Here is a 23,649-nt window from a genome sequence, read left to right as displayed (position 1 = left end):
CAGCGCGGAATATGCCCGAAAACCGACCGATCGCTCTGTCGAGAATTGTTGCCGCACAGTATCCGGATTACGAATAAATCGATCCGAATCGCGCAACCCGAGCACTCGCCTCGGTCAGTGACGCACGCCGCAGACTTTGGTTCGGCAGGCCCGGCACAACTAGCGTCGACTCCGGATTCGCCGTCGCCGTTCGTCACCGGCATTCGTCACCGCCGACCAGGAGGGTCAACATCGTGGGCTTCACACGCTTCGTCGCGCTCGGGGATTCCTTCACCGAGGGTGTCGGCGACACGGACCCGGCCCGACCGAACGGCCTGCGCGGCTGGGCCGACCGCGTCGCCGAACAACTCGCCGCCCGTAACGAGGACTTCAGCTACGCGAACCTGGCGATCCGCGGCCGGCTGCTCGACGCCGTGATCGCCGAGCAGCTCGACGCGGCGGTCGCCATGAACCCCGACCTCATCACCCTCTACGCCGGCGGCAACGACATCACGCGGCCGTCGATCGACCTCGACGCGCTGATGGCCCGATACGACGCCGCTCTCGGCAAGCTGGTCGCCACCGGCGCCACGGTCGTCGTCTTCACCGCCTACGACACGGGCTGGGCCCCGGTCCTCCGCACGCTGCGCGGTCGCATCGCCATCTACAACGAACTGCTCCGCGAGGTCGCCGAGCGGCACGACGTCGTCGTCTTCGACTACCGGCGACTCAAGGGCTACGACGACTACCGGATGTGGGACACCGACCGCCTGCACATGTCGCCTCTGGGCCACACCCGCATGGCCGCCGAGGTTCTGGACCTCCTCGGTGTCGGCCACGACATCACCCCCGTCGAACTCGAGGCCGCGGCCGAGCTGACCCGCCGCGAGCAGCGTCGACAGAACGCCGAATGGGCGCGCACCTTCCTCGGCCCCTGGGTGATGCGGCGGGCGCGCGGCATCTCCTCCGGCGACGGCGTGACGCCCCGCTGGCCCGAACCCGTGTCGGGCGCGGCCCTGATCGCACGCTGAGACCGTTCCCTCCGGACGTCTCGGGCCGGGACGCAAACGTTCTCCCGCGACCGGGCCGGGATAGTCTGACCTTTCGGAGGTGTGAACGACGCATGAATACAATGGGTCGGACGAGCGAGTGACCAGCAGGACCGAGACCAACGGATCGCAGGGCGAAGAAGACCCGCACACCTCGTCGGACATCCGCCCTCCGCTCGACGCCACCGACGGACACGTCCACCCCCGTGCCGCGGTCACGGTGCTCTGCCTGGCAGGCATCGTCGTCGCCCTGATGCAGACGATCATCGTCCCGCTGATCCCCCAACTCCCGACCCTTCTGAACGCCGACGCGTCCAACACCACCTGGGCCATCACCATCACCCTGTTGGTGGGAGCCGTCGCGACCCCGATCGGCGGCCGCATCGGCGACATGTACGGCAAACGGCTCGCGATCCTCGCCAGCCTCGGATTCGTCGCGGTCGGTTCGATCACCTGCGCCCTGTCCACCTCACTGCCGCTCTTCATCCTGGGGCGCGGTCTCCAGGGCCTCGGATTCGGCATCATCGCACTGGGCATCAGCGTCATGCGCGACATCGTCCCGGCCCGCTACCTCGGCTCGGCGGTCGGCACGATGAGCGCCTCGCTCGGGATCGGCGGCGCGCTCGGACTTCCGTTCGCCGCGGCCATCGCCCAGCACGTCAGCTGGCACGCCCTGTTCTGGTCGTGTGGCGCCGCCGCCGCCCTGGCGGCCGTCGGCGTCGTGTTGACGGTCCCCAAGAGCTCCTCCGCATCCGGTGGACGATTCGATCTCCTCGGCGCGCTCGGCCTGGCCGGGGTCCTGGTCTGCCTCCTCCTGCCGCTGTCGAAGGGCGCGGTGTGGGGTTGGGCCGCCCCGCTCACCCTCGGCTGCTTCGGCGGGTTCGTCGTGCTCCTCGGTGTCTGGTCCGCGGTCGAACTGCGACGCCCGAACCCGCTGATCGATCTCCGCATCCTCGGCGAGCGTCCCCTGCTCCTGACCAACCTGGCGTCGATCGCCACCGGTTTCGCCTTCTACGCCATGCAGCTCATCCCGATCCAGCTGCTCATGGCACCCACCAGCAGTCCCAACGGCTTCGGCTACGACATGGTCCACGCGAGTCTGATCCTCGCCCCGAGCGGCCTGGTCATGTTCGCGCTGTCCAACCTCAGCGGTCGCATCAACGCCGCACTCGGCGCGCGGGTGTCACTCGCCCTCGGCGGCGCGGTGATCGGCATCGGATACGTCGTCTTCATCGTCGGACTCGCGGGCCCGTGGGCCCTGACCTGGGTCCACATGCTGGTGATCGCCTGCTGCATCGGCGCCGGACTGGGAATCGCCTACTCGGCGATGCCCGCACTCATCATGCAGTCGGTGAGCATCGAGCAGACCGGTGAGTCGAACGGCGTCAACGCCCTCATGCGCATCATCGGCACCTCGACCGCCTCGGCCGTCGTCGGCATGCTCCTCACCTGGTCGATGATCACGGTCACCGGACCCGATGGCACCGATCCCGACGGAGGTGTGATCTCGGTCCCGGCCAGCGAAGGCTATCTGTGGGCGTCCGGTATCGCGCTGACCGCCTGTGTCGTGGCGTCGGTGGTCGCGATGGCCATCCCGGGGCGGCGCGGACTCACCGAAACCCCCGTGTGACACCGGACCTCGCCGAACCTGACGTCGCCGACGTCGCCGGTCATCGAGATGCGCGGCCGGGCCGATCCACGTAGCGTGACGCCGTGCCCCCTGCGACGCTCATCGAGAACGCCTACGACGCCGAATCTTTCGGCTGCGCCCCACCGGACCACATGGAATCGGCCGGCCGGGTCGGGCCCGGCGCCGAGCGGTGCATGTGGTCGGCACCGCGTCGTCGAATCGCGTCGATCGAACCCGGCGAGTTCACCGACCTCGTACTGTGGGACCTGACCACCGCGGTCGCGACGCAGCTCCGCCGCCTTCTCGACAAGGCACACTGATGGATCTCACCGCCGTCACCCAGTACCGATTCGCGCGTTCTCGGGGCGACGTGTTCGCGGGCCCCGGCGAACAACTCGTCGCCGGGGGAACCTGGGTCTTCTCCGAACCCCAGCCGGCCACCACCGGTCTCATCGACCTCAGCGAAATGGGTTGGGAATCGGTCGAAGACCTGCCCGACGGCGGTCTCCGCATCGGCGCCACCTGCACCATCGCGGAGCTGGTCGCACTGCCGCCACGCCCCGGCTTCCGTGCCCATCCCCTCTTCGCCCAGTGCGCGAACGCCCTTCTCGCGTCGTTCAAGATCTGGAACATGGCCACGGTCGGCGGCAACATCTGCCGGTCCTTCGCGGCGGCGTCGATGGTGTCACTGGCCGTCGCACTCGACGCCACGGCGCTCATCTGGAATCCCGACGGTGCCGACCGGTGTGTGCCGGTCGCCGAACTGGTGATCGGCAACGGCATCAACCTCCTGGGCCCCGGGGAAGTCCTCCGCGCCATCGACTTCCCGGCGCACGCACTGGCCGCGGTGACCGGGTTCCGAAAGATCGCCCTCGCCGACCTGGGACGCTCCGGGGCCGTCGTGACCGGCCGCATCGACCCCGACGCCACCACGGTCTTCGGGATCACGGCCGCAACGGAGTGGCCCACGGTTCTGCGGTATCCCCGTCCGCCGACCGCGGACCGGCTGCATCACGACATCACCACCGCCCCCGGCTACTACACCGATCCGCTCGGGTCCGCCGACTGGCGGCGCGGGGTGTCGGCGGCCCTCGCCGAGGAGATCCGCCTCGAGCTCACCGGGACGGGGTAGAACGATGGAGTTCGAGGTCAACGGCGAGACGATCGACGCCGAACCCGCTGCTGGACAGTGCCTCCGGATGCTGCTCCGCGAACACGCCCACTTCGAGGTGAAGAAGGGTTGCGACGCAGGCGATTGCGGTGCGTGTTCGGTACTCGTCGACGGACAACCCGTGCACTCGTGCATCTTTCCCGCACAGCGCGCCGCCGGGAAGTCGGTGACCACGGTCGCCGGCCTCGGCACACCCGACGATCTGCATCCCGTGCAGCAGTCCTTCGTCGACAGCTTCGGCTTCCAATGCGGGTTCTGCACCGCGGGCATGATCGTCACCGCCTCGACGCTCACCCCGGACGACCTCGGTGACCTGCCGCGGCGGATGAAGGGAAACCTCTGCCGCTGCACCGGTTACCGTTCGATCCGGGACGCCATCGGCAACGCCCTGGCGCCTGCCCGTCCCCGTCCGGCGGTCGGCGCCGGCGTGGGCACCTCGGTCAATCCGCCCGCGGCGCGACGCGTGGTGACCGGTACCGAGGCGTACACCTTCGACGTCCCGGTCGACGGCGCACTGCACATCCACGTACTCGGTTCGCCTCACCCACACGCCCGCATCCTCGCGATCGACACCTCCGACGCCTCGGCCCTCCCCGGCGTCGAGGTGATCCTCACCCACGAGAACGTCTCGACGCCAAGGTTTTCCACCGGACGTCATCAGAACCGGCTCGAGGACCCCGACGACACCCTCGTCTTCGATCCCGTCGTTCGCTTCGTCGGACAGCGCGTCGCCGCCGTCGTCGCCTCGACACCGGGGGTCGCCGAGCAGGCCGCGGCGCTGATCCGCGTCACCTACGAGGAACTGCCCGCGGTCTTCGACCCGGAGGATGCACGCACGCCCGGGTCCCCCGTCATCCATCCCGACCGCACCGTCGACGACCGGGTGATGGAGGCCGAACGCAACATCGTCGCCACCTTCCACGAGGGTTTCGGCGGTGACGTCGACGAAGCACTCGCGGCATCGTCGACGACGGTGCACGGGACATGGCGCAACGGTCGGGTCTCCCACGCACAGCTCGAGACCCACGGTTCGATCGCCTGGACCGATGCCACCGGACGTCTGGTGGTCCGCACCAGCACACAGGTCCCGTTTCTCGTACGCGACGAACTCGCCCGGATCCTTGATCTACCACCCGAGAAGGTCCGCGTGTTCAGCGGCCGCGTGGGCGGCGGATTCGGCGGCAAACAGGAGATGCTCACCGAGGATCTCGCCGCCGTCGCCACACTGCGCACCGGGCGTCCCTGCGTCTACGAGATGACACGCACCGACGAGATGACGCGAACGACCTATCGCCACCCGATGCGGGTGACGGTGGATCTCGGGGCCGACGACAGCGGCCGGCTCACCGCGCTGCGCGTCGACGTGTTGTCGGACACCGGTGCGTATGGCAACCACGCGATCGGCGTGATGTTCCATGCCTGCGCCGAGTCGGTCTCGGTGTACAACTGCCCGGTCAAGAGGATCGACGCCGAGGTCGTCTACACCAACAACCCGCCGTCGGGCGCGTTCCGCGGTTACGGTCTCGGGCAGGTGATCTTCGCCGTCGAGTGCGCGATGGACGAGCTCGCGATCCGCCTCGGCCTCGACCCCTTCGAACTCCGGCGTCGCAATGCCGTGGCCGACGGCGATCCGCTTCTCATCGCACGTCCCGACCCCGAGGTGGACCTGGTCTACGGCAGTTACGGTCTCGACCAATGCCTCGACCTGGCCGAGTCCGCCCTGCGGCGGGGCAACGGTGCCGTCGTCCCGCCCGGACCACGGTGGCGCGTCGGCGAAGGGATGGCGATCTCCGCGATCGCCACCATGGCCCCACGCGGTCATTTCGCGGATGTCACCGTGGCGGTCGACTCCGTCGGCAACTATCACGTCGGTGTCGGGACCTGTGAGTTCGGCAACGGCACCACGACGGTCCACACGCAGATCGTCGCGACCGCGCTGTCGACCGAACCGGGCCGGGTCTCGTTGTGGCACGGGGACACCGACGCTGTCCCACACGACACCGGAGCGTTCGCCTCTGCGGGTACCACCGTGGCCGGGAAGGCCGTGTACGGCGCCTGCCTCGCGCTCCGCGACATTCTCGTGGGGGCTGCGAGCCGACTCACCGGTATCGATCCCGCCCACATCCAAATGCATTCGGACGGCGCCCTTGCCGACGATCGGCTGATCGGGTTCCGACACCTGATCGACGCGGTCGACGACCGTCACCGGGTGCTGCATCCGGACGGTCCGCGCGCCATCGCCGCCGGCGAGGAACGGGGCGAGATGCGTTCCATCGCATTCGATGTGCAGGCCTTCCGGGTGGCGGTGGACACCGAGACCGGCACCGTCGCGATCCTGCAGTCCGTCCACGCGGCCGACGCCGGCACCGTGATGAATCCCGAACAGTGTCGGGGTCAGGTGGAAGGCGGTGTGGCGCAGGGCATCGGCTCTGCCCTCTACGAGGAGATCATGATCGACGACCACGGCGCACCGCTGACCAAGGTGTTCCGCACCTACCGTGTACCCCAGATGGCCGACGTCCCGTTCACCGAGGTCTACTTCGCCGACACCGCCGACGAACTCGGCCCGTTCGGGGCCAAATCGATGTCGGAGTCACCCTTCAACCCGGTCGCTCCCGCGCTGGCGAACGCCATCCGACGTGCCCTCGACGACCGCCCGTACGAGACGCCGATGTCACGGGACCGGATCTGGCGGCTCACGCACCCCGAATCCGCCGACAAACGCCGGAGTTAAAGAGCTGGCAAACAGGCATTCAACATCGGATAAACACTTCTTTGATTCCCTAACAAGTTTGGTGCTCAACAGATTTCATTTGGATGGCAATTGGGACCAAAGATCAAACATTTCGGCAGAATTCCTGCGAAATCGCCTCGCCGAGACGCACACTCCTCATAATCCGACAGTCCAGAGGAGGGCACCATGACACATACTGCACCCGTAGACGACGGCGGAACCCTGTCTGCCAAGCAGGGTATCGCCGCAGGGACGTCCATCGGCGCGGCGATCATCCTGATCGTCGTCGGTGTCGTCCAACTCGCACAGGGCATTGCGGCCGTGGCCGAGGACGAGGTCTTCGTCCGCGGAGTCGACTACGTCTACAAGTTCGACTTCACGACCTGGGGCTGGATCCACATCGTGTTGGGCGCCATCGCGATCATCGTCGGCGCCGGACTCATCAGCGGTGCCGGCTGGGCCAGATTCACCGCCATCGTGATCGCCGGCCTCTCCGTCATCGCCAACTTCCTGTGGCTGCCGTACTACCCGTGGTGGTCGGTCCTGATCATCGCGCTCGATGTGGTCGTCATCTGGGCGGTCTCGACCTGGAATCCCCGGGCCGACTACCGCTGATGATCCCGATCGGCGCCCTCGATGAACACGGAAACCCCTGAGGGCGATCAGGATCCGCACGGAGGATCCCCCATCAGCACGTCCGAACGTGCCGAGCTCGAGCAGCTGCGCACCGAGGTGGCCCGGCTGCGCGAACGGGCCGACACGGGCGAACCAGCGTCGGCCGGCACCGCGAAACGGCGGTCCGGCTGGCGCTGGTTCGCAGTGGGGATCCTGTGCGTCCTCGTCGCACTGCTGGCGATCACCTCGGTCACGTCCCGCTTCGTGCGCGGGGAGATCCTCGACACCGACCGCTATCTGACGACGGTCGCACCGCTGGCCTCGGAACCGGCGTTGCAGGCCGAGATCACCGACACGGTCACCGACGAGATCTTCCAGCGGATCGACGTCGAGGCGTTGACGGCGAACGCCCTCAACGCGCTGAGCGATGCGGTTCCCGCCACCGCGAACGCGCCCCGCGTGGATCGTGCGATCGACGGACTCGCACCGGTCCTCGCCGGCCAGGCCCGCACCTTCGTACAGCAGACGGTGTCGTCCCTGGTCGCGAGCGACCAGTTCGAAACGCTCTGGGTGGAGGCGAATCGCAGGGCGCATGACGCTCTCGTCGCCGTGGTGACCGGAGACGTCGGGCCGTCCTCGGTGACCGTCGATGAGTCGGGAACCGTGAGTATCTCACTCGGGACGGTGATCGAGAACGTCAAGAAACGCCTCCTGGACCGCGGGTTCACCTTCGCCGAGAAGATCCCCACGGTCGACAAGCAGTTCGTGCTGTTCCGGTCACCGGAACTGGTCCGCGCGCAAAGCGCGGTCTCCACGCTCGATACCGTCGCCGACGTCCTGCCGTGGCTGGCGATCGCATGTGCCCTGGGCGCCGTCGCGATCGCACCACGAGGTCGACGACTCCGCGCCCTCTCCCTCACCGGCTTGTCGTTGGTGGTGGGCATGCTCATCCTGGCGATCTCGCTGATCGTCGTCCGCGCACTGTATCTCGATGACATACCGGCGGAGGTGTTGTCGCCCGACGCGGCGGCCGTCATCGCCGACACCGTGACCGAACCACTCCGACTCGCGCTGCGAGCCGTTGCCGTGCTGGGACTCGTGATCGCGATCGGCGCCTATCTGATCGGCGGTTCGTCGTCTGCGACCGCGGTGCGGCACGGATTCTCACACGGTCTCGACTCCCTGCAACATCTGCGGAAGGCACGGCCCCCGAATGCGTTCGAGACGACCGCCTACCGTGCGCGCATCGCGCTGCGGGCGACCGTCATCGGCATCGCGGCGGTGCTGCTCATGTTCTGGAACTACCCGACCGGCCTCGTCGTCCTGCTCATCGCGTTCTTCGCACTCGTCGCGTTGCTGGTGATCGAGATCGTGATCCGGCCGGCACGGGCGTGGCAGGACGACGCGACGGCATGAGGCAGGAGCCGGGTACGGCCGTCCAGGAGGCACCGGTCTCTCGTCGATGGTGGGCGCGTGCGGCAGTCGCGGCGGTGATCGTCGCGCTGCTGCTCCCGGTCGCCGTGTCGGGACTGCGGGCACTGGTGTTGCTGCTGCTGGTCTGCATCGCGTGTGCCGTGGTCATCGTCGTGGCGATCTACTGGTTCCTCATCAGCCGCGGCGCGATCCGCGCGCTGGCCGCTGTCGTCGCCGTCATCCAGCTTCCACTGCTGGCAATCTTCTTGATCCGCGAACGCCAGCTCTGGGTCGTGATCGCCTCAGGGGCACTGGTCGTCGTCGCGATCGCCTGCGCCCGACGCGCATTGCGACCGACTCGGGCACAGTCACTCATGCCGGAACATCCGGCGGCGCCGGTGAGCCGTCCCTTCCTGGTGATGAATCCACGGTCAGGCGGCGGCAAGGTCGTCCGCTTCGACCTGCAGCGCCGGGCCGAGGAACTCGGCGCCGAGGTCGCCATGCTGAGCGGGCCGGAACAAGTCGACGTCACCGAACTGGCCAGGGATGCGGTGAGACGAGGAGCCGACCTCCTCGGGGTGGCAGGTGGTGACGGCACGCAGGCCCTGGTGGCCGCCGTGGCCGCCGAACATCAGGTGCCGTTCCTCGTGATCAGCGCCGGCACCCGAAATCACTTCGCGCTCGACCTCGGGCTGGACCGGCGCGATCCCACCCGATGTCTGGACGCACTTCACGACGGAATCGAGTTGCACGTCGACCTCGGCTGGATCAATGGGCGCCCGTTCGTCAACAACGCGTCATTCGGCGTCTATGCGGAGGTCGTGCAGAGTCCGCAGTACCGCGACGACAAGACCGGAACGGTCCTGCGGATGCTGCCGGACCTGCTCGGCGCGGACTCCGGGCCGGGCCTGCGAGCCCGGATCGGGGACGACACCGTGACCGGGCCACAGGCGATCCTGGTGAGCAACGGTCCCTACGCCACCAATGACCTGGCGGGGCTGGGACGCCGAACGCGCATCGACTCCGGACTACTCGGCGTGGTCACCGTCTCGGTCGCCGACACCCGCCATGCCGTGGGCCTGCTCCGGCGCGGCCACGAACAAGGCCTCGTACAGCGCACGGCGACGCAGGTCGTCGTCGACGCCGACGCCGCCGAGATCCCGGTCGGCATCGACGGCGAGTCGGTGCGACTCCGGACTCCGGTGCGCTGCACCATCGCCCCGGGTGCGTTGCGTGTCCGTGTACCTCGCGAGCGTCCCGAGATCCGCGTCGCACCGCCCCAACTCGACTGGGTCCGGTTACGGGATCTGCTCCGGCCGCGGCTCAGCGGTGGCTGAACCACGGTTCCGGTACGCCTCGACAGCCGACTCGACCGTGGGATAGAACCGCGATTCGTCGAACCGGTCATCGATTTCGAACCGGATGAGCTTGTCCTTGACCGGCCCCTTGAGCTCCGCGAACACCAGACGGATCGATGACGACTCGAGCGAGCGGTCGAGATCGACGAGTTCATCTGCGGCGGTCGTGTCGAGACCGGTGATCGGTTCGGCGGCGACGATGACCCAGTCGACAGGTGACCCGTGGCGCGCCAACGTTTCCCGAACGTGTGAGGCGAAGATCTTGCCGTTGGCGAAGAACAGCGGCGCGTCGAAACGGACCAGCACGAGCCCGGGAATCCGGTGGCCCTCCGGATGCCGATCGACGTCGTGAAAGCCGGTGTCCCGCAACTCCACCAGTTCTGTTCGGTACGGCTGCCAGGCGCGCGCCACCACCGCGACGAACGACAGTCCGATCGCGACCAGGATGCCCTGGAGAACACCCACGAGCGCAACGCCCACGAATGCCGCCGCGGCCAAGCCGAACTCGATCTTGCTCAACTTCCACACCCGGACCATTCCAGATATGTCGATCAGCGCGGTCGCCGCGACGATGACGACTGCCGCCAGCGTCGCGTCGGGCAGATAGGCGGTCACGCCGGGAGCCACCAGGACGAACACCAGTACCGCGACCGCTCCCACGACGCCCGCGAGCTGGGTGTGCGCGCCGGCCTGTTCGGCGACCGGCGTACGGGAACCGCTCGCCGAGATGGGGAATCCGCCGAAGAGTCCACTGGCGATGTTGGCCGTGCCGATCGCCTTCATCTCCGTGCTGCCGTCGACATCCTCGCCGCGCCGGGCGGCGAAGGTCCGCGACAGCACTCCGGAGTCGGCGAAAGCGATCAGCGCGATCCCCGCGGCGGGTCCGACGAGGGACAGCACGTCGTCCCAGTCGATGCCGCCGTACTGCGGCAGCGGCAGTCCCGCCGGCAGCGCGCCGACCATCCCGATGTCGTCGTCGAGTCCGAACAGGGCGGTCACCACGATCGAACCCACCACGGCGACAAGAACCCCCGGTATCCGCGGGAGCCAGCGTCGGAAGACCACGATGACCACGAGACAGGCGATCCCCATCGCGGCGGCGACCGTGTCGACGTCACCGGCGACCAAGGAGGTGACGATCTCACCGATCTCCTGGAACAACCCCGAGGCGTCGACCGAGAAGCCGAGCAGTTTCGGCAACTGTCCCACGACGACGATGAGCGCTATCGCGTTCAGATAGCCGAGTCGCAGCGGCTTGGACAGGAGTTCGGTGACGAATCCGAGCCGAAGAAAGCCGCCCAGGAGGAGAATTGCGCCGACGAGCACGGCGAGGATCCCGGCGAGTGCGAGAGCGTCCTCCGGGTCACCGACCGCGGCCAGTGGCAGGACCGCCGCGGCGATCAGCGGCGCGAGCGACGAATCCGGTCCGAGCACAAGGATCTTCGACGGGCCGACCGCGGCATACGCGAGCAGCGGCACGATCGTCGCCCACAGGCCCGCATAAGCCGGCAGCCCGGCGGCTTCGGCGTAGCCCATCCCGGCGGGGATGAGCAGCGCGGTGAGCACCAGCCCGGCGGCGACGTCGGTACGAAGCCACTCGCGCTTGTATCCCCGGGCCGTCGCGAGACCTGGAAGGCGCCAGAGCGCCGACCTGCCGACGCTCATGCGCGCGCTCGCCGCAGTGCGACCGCGTCCAGGCAACGCCGCACCGCGGGTTGGTCGGCGGTCACCTCACCGCTCCTGGTAGGGCGTGGGGATCCAATGCAGCGCCTGGTCGGTATGTCGATACCCATGCGGCTTCTGCCGCTTCGGCAACGTGACGTCGGGAAGTTCGAGCGGGTCGTAGGGCACCTGACCGAGCAGATGGCTGATCACGTTGAGCCGTCCGCGCTTCTTGTCGTCGTTGGACACGACGTACCAAGGCGCCCAGCCGGTGTCGGTGTAACGGAACATCTCGTCGCGCGCCCGGGAGAAGTCGTACCAGCGGCTGTAGGACTCGAGGTCGGCCTTCGACAGCTTCCAGATCTTGCGCGGATCGTCGATGCGGCTCTGGAGGCGCAGCGTCTGCTGTTCCTGACTGGCCTCGAGCCAGTACTTCAGGAGGATGATCCCGGAGTCGACCATCGCCCGCTCGACGGTCGGCGTCTGTTCCAGGAACTGACGCGCCTGCTCCTCGGTGCAGTACCCGAGGACACGTTCGATTCCGGCACGGTTGTACCAGCTCCGGTCGAAGATCGCGGTGTCCCGGCCTTCGAAGACCACGCAGACCTTGGCACCCGACGACCGGACCCATTCCTGCATCGCCACCAGTTCGGCATGCAGCGGTTTGAGGGCTTTCCGGTACGCCTTGTCGGACATCGGGTGGGCAGCGGTCCCGCCCGGCCGACCGCAGCCCGGTTGATCGGCCGCGGCCACGCCCGAAAGACCACTGCCGGAATTCTTCCCGCGATGCTTCTTGCCACCCATCGTTCACCTCACAGTCGCCCGACGTCCTGGGCAGCGGATGCGGCGTCCTCGACCACTCGAAGACCTCACATTGCCACACCTCTCCTGAGGGGGCATCGACGAATCACGTCGTATTGTCGACGGCCACGACTCATCTCACGCGCGATGACGCCGAAAAGGGCTCAGATCGATGCCTTCTCGCCACAAACAACGACGAGCGACGGCCCCGGCAGGCGTCTGCCGGGGCCGTCGCTCGGTGCGGTTCGCCGGGTCAGCCGCGCAGCAGCCCCTTGGCGACATGGGTCACCTGGATCTCGTTGCTGCCGGCGTAGATCATGAGCGACTTCGCATCTCGCGCGAGCTGCTCGACCCGGTACTCGGCCATGTACCCGTTGCCGCCGAACAGCTGAACGGCCTCCATCGCCACGTCGGTGGCGGCCTTCGACGAGTAGAGCTTCATCGCCGACGCCTCTGACAGACTCAGCGGCTTACCCGCCTTGCCCCGCTCGATCGCGCTGAAGAGCATGTTCTGCACGTTGATCCGGGCGATCTCCATCTCGGCGAGCTTGAGCTGGATGAGCTGGAACTGGGCGATCTCCTGACCCCACAGCTTGCGCGTCTTGGCGTAGTCGATCGACAGTCGCTGCGCCTCGTTGATGATGCCCAGCGACAGTGCGGCGATGCCGACACGTTCGGCGGTGAAGCCGGCCTTCGCACCTTCGGAACCACGGGAATCTCCCCCGGTGTCCTCCGTCTCGCCGAGCAGACGGTCCTTGCCGACCCGGACGTTGTCGAAGAACAGCTCACCGGTCGGCGAGCTCATCATGCCCATCTTCTTGAACGGCTTGCCCTGGGTGAGCCCCGGCATCCCCTTGTCGAGGACGAAGGACAGCACCTTGCGGTCACGCATGGGCGTTCCGCTGCCGTCGTCGAGCTTTGCGAACACGACGATGGTGTCGGCGTACGGGCCGTTGGTGATGAACGTCTTCTGCCCGTTCAGGATGTAGTCGTCACCATCGCGGCGGACGGTCGTCTTCATGCCGCCGAGGGCGTCGGAGCCCGAATCGGGTTCGGTGATCGCCCAGGCGCCGACCTTCTCCATCGTCACCAGCTCGGGCAGCCAGCGCTTCTTCTGCGCGAGCGTGCCCTTGCCGCGGATCGTCGAGGCGGTCAGGCCCATGCTCACACCCAGCGATGCGACGAGACCCAGGCACACACCCGCGAGCTCGATGTTGACCATCATGAACATCGAGCCGCCCATACCGCCGCCATCGCCGGAGGACTTCTTCTTCTCCCCGTTGGCTTCTGCGGCGAGTTCCTTCTCCAGCGCATCCTTGGCCATCGCGTCGACCCCGAATGTCGACAGCAGCTTGCGGGTGATGTCGTACGGGGGCAGCACGCCGGACTCGAGCTCGTCGAGATGTGGCCGGATCTCCTTGTCGATGAACGCGCGCAGGGCGTCCCGCACCATCAGATCTTCTTCGGACCACTCGAACATCGTCACTCTCCCAGACCGGTGCCCGCCGTGGCGAACACGTTTCAGTTTTGCCGACTCAACTGTGTCAGGAGTCACCCAGGATGTCTAGGTACGTTTACGCGAATTCGTTTCCTCAGGGTCTCGACCAGAGGTAGGAGGCCGCCGGACGGACCTCGACCCCGAAGTATCGAGCGGGGTCGTCGCACAGCAGAGCCTGGGCGACGGGCATCGCGACCACGATCGAGGCCGTCGCGGTGTCGTGATGGTCGCGCCAGGCATGCACCCTGCGCACGAACTCCGCCACGCTCTCGCCGCCGTGGGGCCGGGCCGTCGGGTCGGTGAAGAAGGCCGCGAGATCGCTCGGGGCGATCTCCTCGGGCATCGATCCCGCCCAGGAACCGACGTCGAGTGTCCGGAGCGCGTCGTCGACGTCCGGCCGCCCGCCCAGGAGGCGGGCAGTCTCGCGGGTCGCGGCCTCGGGTCCGCAGAGGGTCACCGGTCCGGCGACCGATGCGGCGAGCGTTTCGATGTCGCGCCGCCCGCGCTCGTCCAGCGGCGCATCACCGCCGAAACGCACAGATCTGTTGGGACCGGTGCGCCCGGCGGTGATGATCTGCATGAGAACGTCCGGGGCCGTTCAGTTCCCGGTGGCGTCGACCGTCCGGGGCGTGGCCGGGTTCTTCGACCGCGCCATCGCGCCGAGAATCAGCGCGAAGGTCACCGTCAGCACCGTCCACAGGATGACCTGGTTGGTGATCGTGTACACGCGGAAGTCGGCGACCACGTCCGCCGGGAATCCCGGGAACACGATCTGACCGGTGCTGTTGCGCACCGGCTCGGGCACCTCGTCGAACGACGGCAGGAACGCGATCGTGATGCCGACGGCTGTCAGATACGCCGCGCCGCCCACGACCGCCGACACCAACCCGCCGATCCGCGGACGCAGCCACAGCGCGAGTACGACGGCCGCGATCGCCAGCACCACCGACGCGATGGTGATGGTCAGGAAGGCGCCGGTCCGATCCCCGATCGTGTCGTCGTCCCCCACGGCCGGCGGATTGGCCGGGTAGGCGAAGAACGGCACGCCGAAGACGGCCACGAAACCGATCGCGCCGGTCACTCCGGCGACCGCGCGGGCATCGGTGGCGGGATACCGGTTGCCGAGGTAGCTCCACAGCACGGTGAAGGCGACCGCGAAGAACGCCCCCATGCACAGCGCGAACACCAGGTTGCCGACGCCGGCGCCCAGGTTCTCCTGCATGGCGCGGGTGAAGACCTCACCGCCGTCGCCGTGGTGGTGCCCACCCGCCTCGGCGGCATGGGCCAGTGTCTCCTCGGCCTCTGAGCGGGCGCTCTCGTAGTCGACGGCCTTCGACACCACCGGTTCGATGTAGAAACGTGCGAAGACGAACGACAGGATGCCGGCGATCAGGCCCGACAGCAGGCCTGCGCCGATGAATCTCTTCTCCATGTGAACTTGTCCCTGCTGATCGGGTCAGACCGACTCAGTGGCAGGGAAAGCCGAGAAAGTGGCGGGCGTCGTGCACGAACTCGTGCACGTGCGTGTCCTCGCCGAAGACGGACACGACACCCTGGTCGTAGCCGAGGAAGTAGTAGGCGAGCCCGGCCAGCAGCACGGTGAGGCTCAGCCAGAGCGCTGCGCCGGCGACCGACAGATTCGGTACCGCCAGAGCGCGCGGTGCGGGTGTGACTGCTTCGGACGTACGGGTAGCCGTCATGTGAGTTGTCCTTTCGCCGATCTCGCGTCGGAGAGCTGTGGATCAGTTGTCGCCGGCACGGCATCCTGACTCACGTCGTCTCTGGGCACCGTCGAATCACTCGACCGCATCCCCCGAGTCGGCTTTCACAGTGGCGCGACCGTTCCGGATTCTCACCGGATTCCCCGTACAGGCGTGAGATGACTGTATACCCCGACCTGTCACACATGTGAGACATAGTGGAGAGATGCCCCGCCCTTCGGTACTCGACCGCTTCACCGCCCCCACCCGGCGATGGTTCACCGGGGCGTTCACCAAGCCGACCGCGGCGCAGAAGGGCGCCTGGACCTCGATCGCCGACGGCGCGAACACGCTGGTCATCGCACCGACCGGCTCCGGCAAGACCCTGGCGGCGTTCCTCTGGGCCCTCGACCGGCTCGCCGCCGACACCGCTGCACGCCGTCCGGGCACGAAGGTCGTCTACATCTCGCCGCTGAAGGCGCTCGCCGTCGACGTGGAGCGCAACCTGCGCGCGCCGCTCACCGGTATCACCCGCGCCGCGCAGGAACTGAACCTGCCCGAACCGAACATCACGGTCGGCGTCCGCTCCGGCGACACCTCGGCCGCCGACCGCCGCACCCTGGTGAAGACCCCGCCCGACATCCTGATCACCACCCCGGAGTCGCTCTACCTCATGCTGACCTCGGCGGCGCGGGAGAGTCTCACGAACGTCGAGGCGATCATCGTCGACGAGGTGCACGCGGTCGCCGCGACCAAGCGCGGCACGCACCTGGCGCTGACCCTCGAGCGCCTCGACGAGCTGCTCGAGAAGCCCGCTCAGCGGATCGGCCTGTCGGCGACCGTGCGGCCACCCGAGGTCGTCGCCGGGTTCCTGTCCGGGTCGGCCCCGTGCCAGGTGGTCAAACCGAAGGCCGACAAGACCTTCGACCTCCGCGTCGACGTCCCGGTCGAGGACATGGCCAACATCCCGCCCGCCCCCGGCCCCGACGGCGCCGACCCGGCCGAACTCGACGATGCCTTCTCTCCCACCGCCGGTTCGCTGTGGCCGTACGTCGAGGCGTCGATCGTCGACCAGATCGAGGCCAACCGGGCGACGATCGTGTTCGCGAACTCGCGACGCCTCGCCGAGAAGCTGACCGCGCGGCTCAACGAGATCCACGCCGGGCGACAGGGCGCGACCACCGAACCCAGGGCCAATCCGACGGTCGCGGGCGGGGCCCCCGCGTTCGTGATGGGCAGCGGGGCGAGCTCCGGCGCCGAAGCCGTTCTCGCGCGTGCCCACCACGGTTCGGTGAGCAAGGAGCACCGCGCCCAGATCGAAGACGACCTCAAGGCCGGTCGTCTCGCGTGCGTGGTGGCGACCAGTTCGCTGGAACTCGGCATCGACATGGGTGCGGTGGATCTCGTGATCCAGGTCGAGGCGCCGCCGTCGGTCGCGAGTGGTCTGCAACGCATCGGCCGCGCGGGCCACCAGGTGGGCGAGATCAGCCAGGGCATCCTCTACCCCAAACACCGCACCGATCTGCTGCACTGCACGGTCACCGTCGAGCGCATGCTCGACGGTGCGATCGAGGAGATCAAGGTTCCCCAGAACCCCCTGGACATCCTTGCCCAGCAGACCATCGCGGCCGCCGCCGTCGACGATCTCGAGGTCGACCACTGGTACGAGGTCGTGCGCCGGGCGGCTCCTTACCGGGATCTGGGACGGGGGGTCTTCGACGCGACACTCGATCTCATCGCGGGCCGATTCCCCTCCGACGAGTTCGCCGAACTCCGTCCCCGGGTCAACTGGGACCGCGACGCGGGCGTGATCACGGGACGCCGTGGCGCACAACGACTCGCGGTCACCTCCGGCGGGTCGATCCCCGACCGCGGGCTCTTCGGCGTCTTCATGGTCGGCGAAAAGTCAACGCGCGTGGGCGAACTCGACGAGGAGATGGTCTACGAGTCGCGGGTCGGCGATGTGTTCGCGCTGGGTGCGACGAGCTGGCGGATCGAGGACATCACCCACGACCGCGTCCTGGTGTCGCCGGCGTTCGGCCAACCCGGCCGGCTGCCGTTCTGGATCGGCGACGCGATCGGGCGTCCCGCCGAACTCGGCGCGGCGATCGGGGCATTCACCGGGGCCATCGCCGACCCCGGGAAGCTCGACACCCACGCCGAGCGGCTCGGGCTGACCGAGAACGCCCGCACCAACCTCGCCACCCTCATCGCCGAACAACGCGAGGCGACCGGACATGTCCCCACCGACCGGACACTCGTCGTCGAACGGTTCCGCGACGAACTCGGCGACTGGCGCGTCATCCTGCACTCCCCGTACGGGCTGCGGGTCCACGCGCCGTGGGCGAGCGCCATCTCCCAGCGACTTCTCGCGACGCTCGGCATCGAAGGCGCCACCACCGCATCCGACGACGGGATCATCCTCCGCCTCCCCGACACCGACGACGCGCCCCCGGGCGCAGATGTCTTCCTCCTCGACCCCGACGAGGTCGAACAGCTCGTCACCGACGGTCTCGCCGACTCGTCGATGTTCGCCTCGAGATTCCGCGAATGTGCCGCGCGTGCACTGCTTCTGCCCCGCCGCGATCCGGGACGCCGCGCACCGCTCTGGCAGCAGCGCCAGCGCAGCGCCCAATTGCTCTCGGTGGCATCCAGGTTCCCCGACTTCCCGATAGTCCTCGAGGCCGTGCGGGAGTGTTTGCAGGACGTGTACGACCTCCCCGCCCTGCTCGATCTGCTCAGCCTCATCCGCTCGCGTCGGATCCGCGTCGTGGAGACCGAGACGCCGAGTCCGTCGCCGTTCGCGGCGTCGCTGCTGTTCGGCTACGTCGGCGCCTTCATGTACGCCGACGACGCACCACTCGCCGAACGTCGCGCCGCCGCATTGTCACTCGACACCAGCCTGCTTGCGCAACTGCTGGGCCGCGTCGACCTGCGCGAGTTGCTCGATCCCGGTGTCATCGCCGAGGTCATCGCCCGCCTGCAACGGCTGTCCCCGGATCGCCAGGCGCGCGACGCCGAAGACATCGTCGACCTGCTCCGCTGGCTCGGACCGCTGACCACCGAGGAGGTCGAGGTCCGGTACCGCGGCGAGACGCCGGTGGCCGAAGTGCTCGCCGAGCTGCACCGCAGCGGTCAGATCATCTCCGTCAACCACAACCGGCGTGCGCTCTGGGCCTCGATCGACGACACCGCGCGGTTGCGCGACGCACTCGGAGTCCCTGCACCACTGGGCATTCCGGCCGCCTTCCTCGAACCGGTACCCGATCCGATCGGCGACGTCATCGGACGTTACGCCCGCACCCACGGGCCGTTCACCATCGCCGACGCGGCGGCGGCCCTGGGGATCGCGACGGCCGTCGTGCGCGACACCCTGGGCCGCCTCGCGGGCGAACGACGCGTCGTCGAAGGTGATTTCCTCCCGGAGACCGGACCGGCCGATCCGGCTCAGGGGACGGCACCGACGACCCAGTGGTGCCACACCGACGTCCTCGGGCAGATCCGTCGTGGGTCGCTCGCCGCGAGCCGGGCCGAGGTCGCACCGGTCGGCACCGAGGTCCTCACCAGATTCCTCGTCGAGTGGCAGCACGGGTCACCCGGGACGCAGTTGCGCGGCGTGGACGGAGTGGCGACGGTCGTGGACCAGCTCGCCGGATATCCGCTCCCGGCGTCGGCCTGGGAGTCGCTGATCCTGCCCGCACGCGTCACCGACTACGCGCCGTCCATGCTCGACGAGCTGCTGAGCAGTGGCGAGGTCGTCTGGTCGGGGCACGGCCGCATCGGCAACGCCGACGGCTGGGTGGCCCTGCATCCGGCCGACGTCGCCGCGTTCACCCTCCCCGAGTCCGACACCATCGACACCACCACCGTCCACGACGCCATCACCACCGCCCTCGAACCCGGTGGTGCACTGCGGTTCCCACAGATCGCCGGGGACATCGGCACGGGTACGACGACACCCGCCGCCGATGTCGAGAGTGCACTGTGGGACCTGGTCTGGGCCGGTCAGGTCAGCAACGACACCTTCGCTCCGGTGCGCGCGCTGCTCCATCCCCGGCGCAGTCCGTCGACTCCACGGTCGGCACGCGCCCACCGCGCACGAGGCCGCGCACCACGACTCCGCGCCGGACGCCTCTCCGCGCGCTACCTGACCGAGCACGCGTCCGGGCCACCGGTCGCGCCGACCGCGAGCGGTCGATGGTTCGCACTGGACCGACCCGTGATCGACCCGACCATCGCCACGCAGGCACTGTGCGACCAGCTGCTCACCCGGTACGGCGTGATCACCCGGGGCAGCGTCACCGCCGAAGAGGTGACCGGCGGATTCGCCCGGGTGTACAAGGCGCTCAACGTCTTCGAGGACAGCGGCCAGGTACGTCGCGGCTACTACGTCGACGGACTCGGCGGCGCACAGTTCGCCTCCCCGGCCACGGTCGACGAGTTGCGGCGGCATGCCCTACCCGACCGCAAGCCCCCGCGCGAGGCCACCATCCTCGCCGCCACCGACCCGGCGAACCCGTTCGGTGCGGCGCTGGAGTGGCCGAGGTCCCGGGATGCCGATGCCGGTCACCGACCGGGTCGCAAGCCCGGCGCGCTGGTGGTGCTGGTCGACGGCGAGCTCGTGTGCTTCGTCGAACGCGGCGGCAAGACGCTCCTGACCTTCACCGACTCGATCCCCGCCCTGGAATCCGCTGCCGGAGCACTGGTGGCCCTGGTCCGTGCGGGCCGCATCTCCCGGTTGACGATCGACCAGATCGACTCGGAACCGGTGCGCGGCACCGACTTCGTCAAGGTCCTCGTCGAGGCCGGTTTCGCCACGACCCCGCGCGGCATCCGACTCCGGTACGGAACCCATGCCTGAGGGCGACACGGTCTTCGCCGCGGCCGCCCGGCTTCGTCAGGGTCTGGAAGGACGCACACTCATCTCGACGCAGTTCCGCATCCCGTCGCTGGCCACCGCCGACCTGTCGGGACGGACCGTCGTCGGGGTCAGGTCGAAGGGAAAGCATCTGCTCATCGACGTCGAGGAGAGCGAGCCCGGTGCAGGCGACGCGGTCAGCATTCATTCCCATCTGAAGATGGAGGGTGTCTGGCATGTGCATCGCCGGGGCCAGAAGTGGCGTCGCCCCTCGTACCAGGCGCGGGTGGTGCTGCGCACCGACGATCACGAAGCCGTCGGCTTCGATCTCGGCACCCTCGAACTCCTCGCCGACCCCGACGCCGCCCTCGCCTACCTGGGGCCAGATCTGCTGGCCGACGACTTCGATCGTGACGAAGCGATCCGCCGACTCGGCGCAGACCCCGAGCAGACCATCGGCGCGGCACTCCTCGACCAACGCCTGATGGCCGGCGTCGGCAACGTCTTCCGCAGCGAGATCTGTTATCTGCGTGGCGTTCTCCCGAGCCGTCCGGTCGGAGACGTGGACCTCGGCCCGATGGTCGACCTCAGCCGTCGATTGCTGTGGGCCAATCGGATGCGCTCGGCCCGGACCACCACCGGCAACACCTCACCGAACGCGCGCATGTGGGTGTACGGCCGCAACGGCCAGTTGTGCCGCCGCTGCGCGACGATCGTCAAACGCGGCGAACTCGCCTCGACCGGTGGCGAGCGATCCGTGTACTGGTGCCCACGCTGCCAGAGTTGATCGCAAACCCACCGGTTTTCGGCAAAACCGGCACCCTCGAGGGTGGAGAGTTTGCCGAAAACCGGTGGATTTGTGGCGGCGTCAGACGGGGTAGCGTTCGGGTTCGGGTCCGAACTCGAAACGACGCGCAGTGATCTCCTCGACCGCGATCTCCACGTAGTTGTACTTGACCGTCGCGATCCACGGACGCAGCGGCAACCGGTCGGCGGCCTCGATCTCACTCAGTGCGGACAGAATCCGCGCCGAGCCCTTGGCCACCACACTCCACCCACCGGTGTCGGTGTGGGCGTCGGACTCGAACGCCACCCGGTTGTTCACCACCATCTCGGCGAGCTTGGTCCCCTCACCCGTACGCAAGGTGATCTTCCCGTCCGCCGCATAGTAGTTGACCGGGAAGATGTCGGGAGTGTCGTTGACGCTCAACGCTATCCGTCCCAGCTCCCCGGAGCCGAGCAACTCCCAGGCTTCTTCCGGAGCGAGTATCTGAACCGGCATCTCCGTCATGATCAGTCCCTTCTTCCCCAGTTCGATGATCCCTTACGAGAGACGGTGGCGACAGAGGACAAAGTCTCCGAGTTCGCCGGATGGCCGGCGGTCTCACTCGGGGACGGGCACCGGCTCCAGGATCTCCGACCGCGCCTCGGGTGCGGCCGCCCGCAGGGCGTCGGCCGAGTCGTCGTCGGGTTGCTGCTGCGAGGCCACCTCGGCCTCGACCCGGGCGATGTAGGTCGCGACCTCGAAGTCGCGCTGTTCGGTGGTCCAGCCCAGGATCGGGGCGAGCAGGTCGGCGACCTCGTCGGCACAGTCGACGCCGCGATGGGAGTACTCGATCGCGATACGGGTACGCCGCGCCAGCACGTCCTCGAGATGCCGTGCGGCCTCGGCGACCGCCGCGTAGACCACTTCGACGCGGAGATACTGCGGCGCCGCGCCCAGCGGTGCGAGCAGCGACCTGTCCTCGGACGCGTAGTAGAGAACGTCGTCGATCAGCGAGCCGTAACGGTTGAGCAGTCGTCGAATCCGGTATGGGTGGAGGCCGTACCGCTGTCCGAGATGCTCGCACTGGTTGATGAGCGCGAAGTACCCGTCGGCGCCGAGGAGCGGCACCCGCTCGGTGATCGACGGCGCCACGCGGGTGGGGATGAAGTCGTTGCAGGCTTCGACGGCGTCAGCGGCCATCACCCGGTAGGTGGTGTACTTGCCGCCCGCGATCGCCACAAGTCCCGGCGCCACGGTGGCGACGGCGTGCTCGCGCGAGAGTTTCGACGTCTCGTCGTCCTCACCGGCCAGCAGCGGCCGCAGACCGGCGTACACGCCTTCGATGTCGTCGTGGGTCAGCTTGGTGACCAGTACCTCGTTGACGCGCTCCAGGATGTAGTCGATGTCCGCACGGGTGGCGGCCGGGTGTGCGAGGTCGAGGTTCCAGTCGGTGTCGGTGGTGCCGATGATCCAGTGGGTCTCCCACGGGATCACGAACAGCACCGAATTGGCGGTGCGCAGGATGACCGCGGTCTCGCTGACGATCCGGTCGCGCGGCACCACGATGTGCACGCCCTTCGACGCGCGCACCTTGAAGTGACCGCGCTGCTTGGACAACGCCTGGACCTCGTCGGTCCACACCCCGGCGGCGTTGATGACGCAGTGGGCGCGCACCTCGGTGACGTCGCCGCTCTCGGTGTCCCGCACGCGCACTCCGAGTACGCGGTCGGATTCTCGGAGAAAGCCGATCACCTGCGTCGAAGTACGGATGACCGCGCCATAGTTGGCCGCGGTGCGGGCCACGGTGAGGCTGTGCCGGGCGTCGTCGACGACCGTGTCGTAATACCGGATTCCGCCGATGAGCGAGTTGCGCTTGAGTGCCGGAGCCACGCGCAGCGCGCCCGATCGTGTCACATGGCGCTGGCCCGGCACCGATTTGGCGCCGCCCATGCGGTCGTAGAGGAAGATTCCCGCCGCCACATACGGCCGCTCCCAGACCCGCTGAGTGAGCGGGTAGAGGAACGGGAGGGGTTTCACCAGGTGCGGGGCCAGCAGGCGCAGCGAGAGCTCGCGCTCCCTGAGGGCCTCCCGGACGAGACCGAACTCGAGTTGCTCCAGGTAGCGGAGTCCGCCGTGGAACATCTTCGACGACCTGCTCGAGGTCCCCGAGGCGATGTCGCGCGCCTCGACCAGCGCCACCCGCAGACCGCGCGTGGCGGCGTCGAGCGCGGCGCCGACCCCGACCACCCCGCCACCGATCACCACGATGTCGAACTGTTCGTCCCCGAACCGCCGCCACGCCTCGGCGTGGTAGAGCGACCCCATGTCCGCCGGCCGGTCCGGGTTGAACTCGGTGTTCATGTTCGCCGAGCCTAATTGATTCCGGCCCACACCACAGCGTGCGACACTGACGGC

General features: G+C 68.1%; 18 protein-coding genes and 1 riboswitch. Of the genes, 10 read left to right on the top strand and 8 right to left on the bottom strand.

What is annotated here, in order from left to right; genetic code table 11:
* The first annotated feature begins 233 nt into the window (after positions 1–233).
* From GOAMI_RS01145 to GOAMI_RS01110, 8 genes are all read left to right on the top strand, one after another.
* Positions 234–1,010 (top strand): SGNH/GDSL hydrolase family protein, encoded by a 777-nt coding sequence (locus tag GOAMI_RS01145; RefSeq protein ID WP_006434551.1) that lies wholly within the window; start codon positions 234–236, stop codon positions 1,008–1,010.
* A 118-nt stretch (positions 1,011–1,128) separates the two neighbouring features.
* Positions 1,129–2,658, top strand: coding sequence for an MFS transporter (locus GOAMI_RS01140; protein ID WP_006434550.1), 1,530 nt, complete (start codon positions 1,129–1,131; stop codon positions 2,656–2,658).
* 83 nt (positions 2,659–2,741) lie between these two features.
* Positions 2,742–2,978 carry a hypothetical protein gene (locus tag GOAMI_RS01135; RefSeq protein WP_006434549.1) on the top strand — a complete coding sequence of 79 codons (237 nt, stop codon included), beginning with the start codon at positions 2,742–2,744 and terminating at the stop codon, positions 2,976–2,978.
* The gene (locus GOAMI_RS01130; protein WP_006434548.1) at positions 2,978–3,790 is read left to right on the top strand and encodes an FAD binding domain-containing protein; all 813 of its coding nucleotides are present in this window, start codon (positions 2,978–2,980) and stop codon (positions 3,788–3,790) included. The genes GOAMI_RS01135 and GOAMI_RS01130 overlap by 1 nt, the downstream gene beginning before the upstream one ends.
* 4 nt (positions 3,791–3,794) lie before the next feature.
* A complete protein-coding gene (locus tag GOAMI_RS01125) occupies positions 3,795–6,563 on the top strand; it encodes a molybdopterin-dependent oxidoreductase (protein ID WP_006434547.1) in 2,769 nt (922 codons plus the stop codon).
* A gap of 186 nt (positions 6,564–6,749) precedes the next feature.
* A complete protein-coding gene (locus GOAMI_RS01120; protein ID WP_006434546.1) occupies positions 6,750–7,178 on the top strand; it encodes a DUF7144 family membrane protein in 429 nt (142 codons plus the stop codon).
* 21 nt (positions 7,179–7,199) lie between these two features.
* On the top strand, positions 7,200–8,594 hold the full coding sequence (locus GOAMI_RS01115) for a hypothetical protein (protein WP_006434545.1): 1,395 nt from the start codon (positions 7,200–7,202) through the stop codon (positions 8,592–8,594).
* Positions 8,591–9,928 (top strand): diacylglycerol/lipid kinase family protein, encoded by a 1,338-nt coding sequence (locus GOAMI_RS01110; RefSeq protein WP_006434544.1) that lies wholly within the window; start codon positions 8,591–8,593, stop codon positions 9,926–9,928. Before GOAMI_RS01115 ends, GOAMI_RS01110 begins: the two co-directional genes overlap by 4 nt.
* On the opposite strand, the gene GOAMI_RS01105 is transcribed toward GOAMI_RS01110, so the two are convergent.
* The 6 genes from GOAMI_RS01105 to GOAMI_RS01080 all read right to left on the bottom strand — a co-directional run bounded on the left by GOAMI_RS01105 (position 9,890) and on the right by GOAMI_RS01080 (position 15,610).
* Positions 9,890–11,614: a SulP family inorganic anion transporter gene (locus tag GOAMI_RS01105; protein WP_006434543.1), complete on the bottom strand. Its 1,725-nt coding sequence runs from the start codon at positions 11,612–11,614 to the stop codon at positions 9,890–9,892. The genes GOAMI_RS01110 and GOAMI_RS01105 overlap by 39 nt on opposite strands.
* A 66-nt stretch (positions 11,615–11,680) precedes the next feature.
* Positions 11,681–12,415, bottom strand: coding sequence for a polyphosphate kinase 2 family protein (locus GOAMI_RS01100; RefSeq protein WP_006434542.1), 735 nt, complete (start codon positions 12,413–12,415; stop codon positions 11,681–11,683).
* A 250-nt stretch (positions 12,416–12,665) separates the two neighbouring features.
* Entirely contained in the window at positions 12,666–13,892 is a 1,227-nt protein-coding gene (locus tag GOAMI_RS01095; RefSeq protein ID WP_006434541.1) for an acyl-CoA dehydrogenase family protein, read from the bottom strand.
* Positions 13,893–14,004: 112 nt separating this feature from the next.
* Complete coding sequence (locus GOAMI_RS01090; RefSeq protein ID WP_006434540.1) at positions 14,005–14,490, bottom strand: histidine phosphatase family protein; 486 nt, start codon at positions 14,488–14,490, stop codon at positions 14,005–14,007.
* 18 nt (positions 14,491–14,508) lie between these two features.
* Entirely contained in the window at positions 14,509–15,342 is an 834-nt protein-coding gene (locus tag GOAMI_RS01085; RefSeq protein ID WP_006434539.1) for a CbtA family protein, read from the bottom strand.
* 34 nt (positions 15,343–15,376) lie between these two features.
* Entirely contained in the window at positions 15,377–15,610 is a 234-nt protein-coding gene (locus GOAMI_RS01080) for a CbtB domain-containing protein (protein ID WP_006434538.1), read from the bottom strand.
* A 37-nt stretch (positions 15,611–15,647) separates the two neighbouring features.
* Positions 15,648–15,826: riboswitch (cobalamin riboswitch) on the bottom strand.
* A gap of 10 nt (positions 15,827–15,836) precedes the next feature.
* Here GOAMI_RS01080 and GOAMI_RS01075 point away from each other — a divergent pair.
* On the top strand, positions 15,837–20,471 hold the full coding sequence (locus GOAMI_RS01075) for an ATP-dependent helicase (protein ID WP_006434537.1): 4,635 nt from the start codon (positions 15,837–15,839) through the stop codon (positions 20,469–20,471).
* The gene (locus GOAMI_RS01070; RefSeq protein ID WP_006434536.1) at positions 20,464–21,255 is read left to right on the top strand and encodes a DNA-formamidopyrimidine glycosylase family protein; all 792 of its coding nucleotides are present in this window, start codon (positions 20,464–20,466) and stop codon (positions 21,253–21,255) included. Before GOAMI_RS01075 ends, GOAMI_RS01070 begins: the two co-directional genes overlap by 8 nt.
* Before the next feature lie 81 nt (positions 21,256–21,336).
* Here the strand turns inward: GOAMI_RS01070 and GOAMI_RS01065 are convergent, their stop codons facing one another.
* Positions 21,337–21,759: a pyridoxamine 5'-phosphate oxidase family protein gene (locus GOAMI_RS01065; protein ID WP_006434535.1), complete on the bottom strand. Its 423-nt coding sequence runs from the start codon at positions 21,757–21,759 to the stop codon at positions 21,337–21,339.
* Between the two features lie 93 nt (positions 21,760–21,852).
* The gene (glpD, locus tag GOAMI_RS01060; protein WP_006434534.1) at positions 21,853–23,595 is read right to left on the bottom strand and encodes a glycerol-3-phosphate dehydrogenase; all 1,743 of its coding nucleotides are present in this window, start codon (positions 23,593–23,595) and stop codon (positions 21,853–21,855) included.
* Positions 23,596–23,649 lie beyond the last annotated feature (54 nt).

The organism is Gordonia amicalis NBRC 100051 = JCM 11271, from assembly GCF_000332995.1.
GTDB classification, from domain to species: Bacteria; Actinomycetota; Actinomycetes; order Mycobacteriales; family Mycobacteriaceae; genus Gordonia; species Gordonia amicalis.
The sequence above is the reverse complement of the archived record's forward strand: the minus strand, read 5'-3'. Positions and strand labels throughout refer to the sequence as shown.